This window comes from Verrucomicrobiota bacterium (assembly GCA_016871675.1).
GTDB lineage: Bacteria > Verrucomicrobiota > Verrucomicrobiia > Limisphaerales > VHCN01 > VHCN01.
Window position 1 is genome coordinate 1 of sequence record VHCN01000106.1, and the last position, 6,519, is coordinate 6,519.

Below are 6,519 nucleotides of genomic sequence, written 5' to 3' on the forward strand. Positions count from 1 at the left end.
CATGGGCTACCGCGACCCGGCGACGATTGACATCGAGAGCTACGCCAGCCGCGAGGCCGAGGGTGTGCTGCTCGTGCGGAAGGCCGGTGAGATGCTTTACAAATTGTCCAACCCGCCCGCCTGGCAAGGCGGTGTAGGTTCAGCCTGACGGCGAGTTGCCAACGAGCGTGGCACCATACAACTGTATGGCCGTGCACGAACTGACGAAGACCCAGCGCGCCGTCCTTGAGTTTGTCGTGGCGTTCAATCATTCGCACGGCGCGGCGCCGGCCGTGCGCGAGACCGGCCGCAAATTTGGGTTTCGAAGAGGCGGCGGGCATGAAGCGGGCTTCGGCAGACGTGTCGGGGGGCATTTCACTTGGCCGCTTGGTTGGCAGTTCACGCGACGCTCGGGGAGCCGCCCGGCACGCGCACTTTCCCTGGGGAAAAAGTTTCGGGAAAAGGTGAAAAACCGTTTGACATGACAGATGTCGTGGATTACCTGTCTCGCGCTTTCGATGAAAACCTGCGTGAACAACCGAATCGGGAAGACGCCTGAGGGCGTGTGCGCACCAGCGACACGTCTCTATCGGGGCGCCTCGGGCGGTTTGTTCCGCCTTGTCCCGGCACCGGCGTATTGGATCGAACAGAGCCAATCCATGTCGGAGGGAAGAGAGGCAGGCAGGTAAGGAACAGCGACCAGAAGCGATTTCCAAACCCTGCTTGCCGGACGCAAGCAGGGTTTTTTGTTTGTCCGGATGAGAACGCAACATTGAACGAAAGGCAGCCACAGTGAACGGGAATCACGCCGCATCCATGTGATGCGCACGAACGCCAGAAGCAGTTGGGTCCGGGAAGGCCGCGGCCTGCCCGCCGGTGGAGTGTCGTCGCGACGCGCCGCGAAGAGATCCGAAGCGTTCGCAAGAGTTTTACAATTCAAGGGCTTCGCAGGAGGTGTGCCCCGAAACACCGAAACATCCGCCATGAAACCGCGGGTTGGGATCGCATAGATCACCAAGAGGTGTCTGTTCTTTGTTGTCACGGGCCGGGGGCGCAATTCGGCGTCCCCGGCCCGCAGTTTTTCAGGCGGCTGTGGTTCAACGGCAGAATGTCCCCGTGCCAAGGAGACGATCCGGGTGCGATTCCCGGCGGCCGCTCCACTTTCGACACGCCGTGCGCCAGCTTGCGCAGCCGGGCCTCCAAAACCCAGCGGGCTTGGGGCAGCACCAAGGCGGCGTGCCACTCTTCGGACGAGCACCTCGACGGGGTGAACCGCGATGCAAAAGACCGAATTGTGTTCACTTCGCGGCGGCGCGTGGCTATCAAGTGACCGCGCACCGCAACGGCGCGCGCGGACGGATCGGGGTCGTGGCAGACAAGTAATGCACCTGCTTTGCAAGCAGGACCATGTGGGAGCGTTACCCATCGACTCCACCATCCGCCGCCGGACTTGCGGCGCGAGCGAGAAGCGATGCGTGATGGGTTGTCCGACACCAGCGCCTCTCGCAAGCCGATCTTCGCCACTCACTCCTCACTTCCAGTTTCTGCGGGGAACTCGACCAAAGCACAGAGGCGAGCCTCATAAACTCGCATAAGTGGGTGCGACTCCCACCCCCGCTACCATTCCCGGGCGGCGTCCCGGCGGCTGGCCTGTAGATCCAGCGTCACAAAACAAGCCGGAAGCGACGACTGGAGCGTTACCAGCGCGGCCCACCATAGGACCTGTAGCTCAACGAGCAGAGCGCCCCGTTGTCTGCGGGAGGGTTGAGGGTGCAAGTCCCTTCAGGTCCGCCAATTTCACCATCTCACCGCGGGGCAGGGTCCAGGGACCGTGCGCCCCGCTTCCTCAAGTCCCCGGTGATGGGTTGACCGGGGCAACCAGCGCGTAGTGTAGGAGCAACATGCTCCGCTTGGGACGGAGTGATCGCAGGTGCAAGTCCTGCCGCGCTGACCCCTCTTTTGCTCAGTGGGATAACAGTAGTCCGCCTGTTTGTTAAACAGGATGGTGCTGGTGCGACTCCAGCCTGAGCAGCCACCGCTCGCGTAGCTCAATCACAGAGCACGATGCTTCTAACATCGGAGATGGAGGTGAGACCCCTTCCGCGAGCGCCACTTCCCAGGAAGGCAGGCCGATACAAGCTGGCGGCACCTGTCCCGAAAATAGGATCGGCAACGCCGAGGTCGGAGCATTACCGACGCCTTCCGCACGTCCTGTAGCTCAACAGCAGAGCACCCGGCCGATAACCGGGAGACCGCGGAGCATCACCGCGCTGGACGACCACTTTCACGAACAGCCGGGCATCGCTCCCACCCCGGCTCGAACAAATCCATCAACCCCAAACCCGAAAGGAAACCGCCATGAAAGACCCCATCCGTCTGCAAAGCCCGTTGCTCGTGCGCCGCAGCTACAAGCCGGCGCGCCGCATCGCCGTGAAGTTCGCCCCGCCCCGCGCGCACCTCGTGCCGCTTGTCCGGGCTCGCAACGCACCGCCGTTCGCGCCCGAGAACCTCGAAGCCGCGGAGTCGTTTGCGCAGTGAACCCGCAGTTCAACCCGCAGCCGTCGCCACGCGCGGCGGCTGCGGGCCTCTACTCAATCGGCGAACTCCAGCCAGCCGAACTTCGCGGGCGTGTGCGCCGTGTTCGTCGCGGTCGGGCTCCAGGCGAGGAACGATTTGCTCGCGATGTCATGGCGGTAGAGGTTCAGCCGCCACTGCGTGCCGTCGTCGCTCTCCGCGTGGCTCGGCCGGCCACAGGCCGGACACTACACCGGCGCAAGATGGGCTTTGCCGAGGTCTCGATTTGAGATTTGCGATTTTACGAGCCGCAGTCCCGTTCCAGAGCGGCGGCGTAAATCGTAAGTCGCAAATCAATCTCCGCCCGGTGGTGAAACCGTATCGCGGCCGGCCTACACCCGGCAGTCGAGGGTGCGACTCCTTCCCGGGCGACCCATTCAAAGCACAGTGCGGGCTGAAGCGCAGCAACCGGCTTCGCACAGGAGGTTTCGCGTTGAGCAAACGGTTGCGCTGGGCTTGAGTCTGCGTGTGCTCCTGCTGCGCGAACCATTCGCGGCGCGCCTGCGCCACCTCGCCGCGCAGGGCGTGTTTCTCGGCACGTCGTCGTGGAAATATCCCGGCTGGTTCGGAACCATCTACGACCGCGACCGCTACGTGTGGCGGGGGCGCTTCTCCGAGGCGCGCTTCGAGCGGAACTGCCTTGCGGAATACGCGGAGGTCTTCCCCGCGGTTTCGGTGGACGCCACGTTCTACCGCTTCCCGACCGAAACGATGCTGCGCGAACTCGCGGCGCAGGTGCCGGATGGCTTTCGGTTCGGCTTCAAGGTGACGGATGAAATCACGCTCAAGCGCTGGCCGCACGTGCCGCGTTCCGGCGCGCGCGCGGGACTGGTGAACCCGCGCTTCCTGGATGCCGCGCTGTTCACCGACGCGTTCCTCGGACCGCTTGATGCCATCCGCGCCAAGGTCGGACTGGTGATGCTGGAGTTCACGCGGTTCGGCTTGGAGGATTTCGCGCGCGGTGGGGATTTTGCCATGGCGCTGGACGCCTTCTTCTCGCGCGTGCCGAGCGGATGGCCGCTGGGCGTGGAGCTGCGCAACCGCCAGTGGTTGCAGCCGGACTATTTCGCCGTGCTGGCGCGCCACGGCGTGACGCACATCTTTAACGCGTGGGCGGACATGCCGCCGGTCGGCGAACAGATGGCTCTTCCCGGCAGCGAGACGAATCCATCGCTGCTCGCCGCGAGGTTTCTGCTGCGCGAAGGACGGCGCTACGAAGAAGCGGTGAAGCAGTTCAGTCCATATCGGGAATTGCAGGAGGCGGACGCCGAAGGGCGCGTCTCGGCGACGAAGCTCATCCGGCGCGCGCTCAACTCGCGCGACCGGACGAAGGTGACGCTCTTCGTGAACAACCGCTACGAAGGCCACGCGCCGGGAACCATCGCGGCGGTGCTGGATGCGGTGGAGGCTGACGAACCGTAATGAGCGTTCAGTGATCGGAAATCAGCAACCAGCTTTCAGGAGTGGAACTCCGGCATCACTGAACCCTGGACATTGATTACTTTGCCGCGCCGCCCGTCGTGAAGTGCCCGCGGCTCACGCGCCACAGCTTTTCCTCCCAGTCGGTCTTGTGCGCGAGCGGGTCGGCGTCGGTGCCCCAAAGCTTTTTCACCATCTCGCGCTGCGGCACGAACGGACACTTGGCCTTCGGGTTCTTGTGCGTGTCGTCCACCGAACGGAGCGCGAGCTGCGCGCCGGTCATCAGCGCGGGCTTCTCCGGACGGCCGAAGCGCGTGTTGAGCTGATACGCCGCCTCGTCCAGCGCGCCGAGCCGCTCGGCGTCCGTGGTGCCCCACAGCGTGGGCTGCGTGTCCAGGTGGGAGAGGTTCCACATCGAGAGCCGGAGCTGACGGACGGGTTTCACGTGGCGGCTCATCAGGTCGCGGAACATCCCCTCGATGATCGCGTTGATGATCGAGTTTCGGAACTGTGGATGCTGGAAACGGTAGCTGGCGCCGGTCTCGGTGAAGTCGTTGAAGCGGATGCCCAGGCTCAGCTCGCGCAGTTGGAGCTGCTCGCGCCGGAGCTGGCCCGTCAGCCGCGTCGCCTCGCTCAACGTGAACGTCAGCGCCGCCTCGTAGTCCGGCTCGTCGTAAGGCAGCGTGGTGCTGCTTGAAATCGTCGTGCGGTCGTTCACCACCAGCATCAGCGGCTCGTTCCAGCGGCCGTTGGCGAACAGCCAGAGTTGGTGGCCCCAGATGCCGAACTTCTGCTTGAGCAGCGGCGACGGCAGCTTCGCCACGTCGCCGAACGTCTTCGCGCCGAGGGCCGACAGCGCGCGCTCGCGCCGTCCCGCGATCCCCGACATCTCGCGCACCGGCCGGTCGCGCAGGAATTCCTTCTCCGTCCCCGGCGCGATTTCGAGGAAGCCCGGCTTGCCCGCATCGGTCGCCAGCTTCGCGAGCTTGGCGGAGCTCGCGAGCCCGCCCGAAACCGGCAGGCGCGTCTCGCGCTTGATGCGGGCGCGGATGGCTTCAACGTAATCGCCCGGCGTCGTGTCGCGCCACACGTGCGCGTCCATCGTGCTCAAGTCCAGGAAGCCCTCGTCAATCGAGACCGGCACCATCGTCGGCGCGTATTGCTCGAGGATGCGGAACATTTCGCACGAAAGCCGCCGGTATTCGTCGTAATGCGGCCGGCACAGCACGCCCTTGGGGCAGCGCGCCTTCGCATCGAAGCACGCCATGCCCGTCTCGATGCCGAACTTTTTCGCCAGCCGGTTCGCCGCGATCACGATGCCGTCGCCACGCCGCCCCCCGCCGACCCACACCGGACGCTCCTCCAGCCTCGGGTCGAGCGCGATCTCGCAACTCGCAAAGAAGCTGTCGCCATCCATATGCAGGATGCGGTTCCGGGTCATGCGGCGTCGGGCAACCTAGCGCGGCGCGAGGCGGCAACAAGAAACAAAGTTGAGGAAAGTCTCCCGGCTCGGACCGCCGTTGTCCGCGCCGCGGCAGGAGAACGACAACAAAGAGCAGACACCCCGGGTGAGGCGTAATGCGTAATGAGTAAAATCGCATTCCGCCTCTTACGTTTTACGCATTACGGATTACAAATTATGACCGACATCCTGAACCAACCGGCCGTGCTGGTCCTCAACCGCCACTGACAGGCCATCGGCGTGCGCACGCCCGCCGACGCCTTCTGCCAGATGGCCGCCTGCGCCGCGACCGCGCTCGATATCGAGGGCGGCGACTTCATCCACCTCGTCGCGTGGGACGAGTGGCTCGCGCTGCCCGTCCGCGAGCACGACACCGCCGTGCGCACCGTGCGCGGCCTTGTGCGCGTGCCGACCGTGGTCGTGGCCGTGAACTTCGCGAAGGTGCCGAAGAAGCGCCCGTCTCTGCGCAAAGTCCATCCGCGAGCGCGACGGCAATCGCTGCCAATACACCGGCCGCCCGTTGCACCCGGAGGAAAATGGAAACTCTTCCTGCGATGAACCAATGCAAACTGACTGGGAATACGATGAATTGGGGAGTGCGCCCCCCGGGCGCAGCCAACCGACGCCCTCGCCGTTTGGCTCCACGGCCGGAGTGCCTGGCGAGGGCACCAGACACGGTAGGCGCCGCGCCGGCGCTACCCAGAAACGAATCTCGAAACATGACAACTCGAACACGAACGAACGACACCTTGCTCGCTTCCTTGAAAAACCGGCTGTGCCACCGACACTCGCCACCGCGCCTTGCTCCGCGTCGCTGCGAATGAGGCCGAGACGTTCGTGTGGCTGAACGGATTTCCGTTGCTCCTGCTGCCGGCGCTGCTGCAGGAGAAAGTCTAAAGGAGTGGCATCTCCGAGTTCGGTTACTTTGAGCATGTCCCGATTCCGTGGACAGGGAGGGGCAACGGCTGGGATAACCAAGCCCCAAGTCGATGGAAACGGCAACGAAACACCGGACGTTTGATGAAGCCTTCAAGTGGGACGCCGTTCAGCTCCTCCGGTTGTGAGTGGACGGGGGGGGGGGGGAA

5 protein-coding genes and 4 tRNA genes are annotated in these 6,519 nt (G+C 64.3%); 8 read left to right on the top strand and 1 reads right to left on the bottom strand.

Annotated features, from left to right (window positions below):
* The first annotated feature begins 185 nt into the window (after positions 1–185).
* The 7 genes from FJ386_14695 (at position 186) to FJ386_14725 (ending at position 3,975) form a co-directional block, all read left to right on the top strand.
* A complete protein-coding gene (locus tag FJ386_14695) occupies positions 186–464 on the top strand; it encodes a hypothetical protein (GenBank protein ID MBM3877938.1) in 279 nt (92 codons plus the stop codon).
* 601 nt (positions 465–1,065) lie between these two features.
* Positions 1,066–1,139: transfer RNA gene (locus tag FJ386_14700), tRNA-Gly, on the top strand.
* 558 nt (positions 1,140–1,697) lie between these two features.
* Positions 1,698–1,773: transfer RNA gene (locus FJ386_14705), tRNA-Asp, on the top strand.
* A gap of 85 nt (positions 1,774–1,858) precedes the next feature.
* Positions 1,859–1,933: transfer RNA gene (locus FJ386_14710), tRNA-Pro, on the top strand.
* Between the two features lie 404 nt (positions 1,934–2,337).
* Positions 2,338–2,517, top strand: a complete 180-nt coding sequence (locus FJ386_14715) for a hypothetical protein (protein MBM3877939.1) — start codon at positions 2,338–2,340, stop codon at positions 2,515–2,517.
* Positions 2,518–2,854: 337 nt separating this feature from the next.
* Positions 2,855–2,928: transfer RNA gene (locus FJ386_14720), tRNA-Val, on the top strand.
* Positions 2,905–3,975 (top strand): DUF72 domain-containing protein, encoded by a 1,071-nt coding sequence (locus FJ386_14725; GenBank protein ID MBM3877940.1) that lies wholly within the window; start codon positions 2,905–2,907, stop codon positions 3,973–3,975. Before FJ386_14720 ends, FJ386_14725 begins: the two co-directional genes overlap by 24 nt.
* A 76-nt stretch (positions 3,976–4,051) precedes the next feature.
* Here the strand turns inward: FJ386_14725 and FJ386_14730 are convergent, their stop codons facing one another.
* The gene (locus tag FJ386_14730; GenBank protein MBM3877941.1) at positions 4,052–5,413 is read right to left on the bottom strand and encodes a DNA polymerase IV; all 1,362 of its coding nucleotides are present in this window, start codon (positions 5,411–5,413) and stop codon (positions 4,052–4,054) included.
* Positions 5,414–5,674: 261 nt separating this feature from the next.
* Between FJ386_14730 and FJ386_14735 the strand changes: the two genes are divergently transcribed.
* Positions 5,675–5,992 (top strand): hypothetical protein, encoded by a 318-nt coding sequence (locus tag FJ386_14735; protein MBM3877942.1) that lies wholly within the window; start codon positions 5,675–5,677, stop codon positions 5,990–5,992.
* Positions 5,993–6,519: the final 527 nt, after the last annotated feature.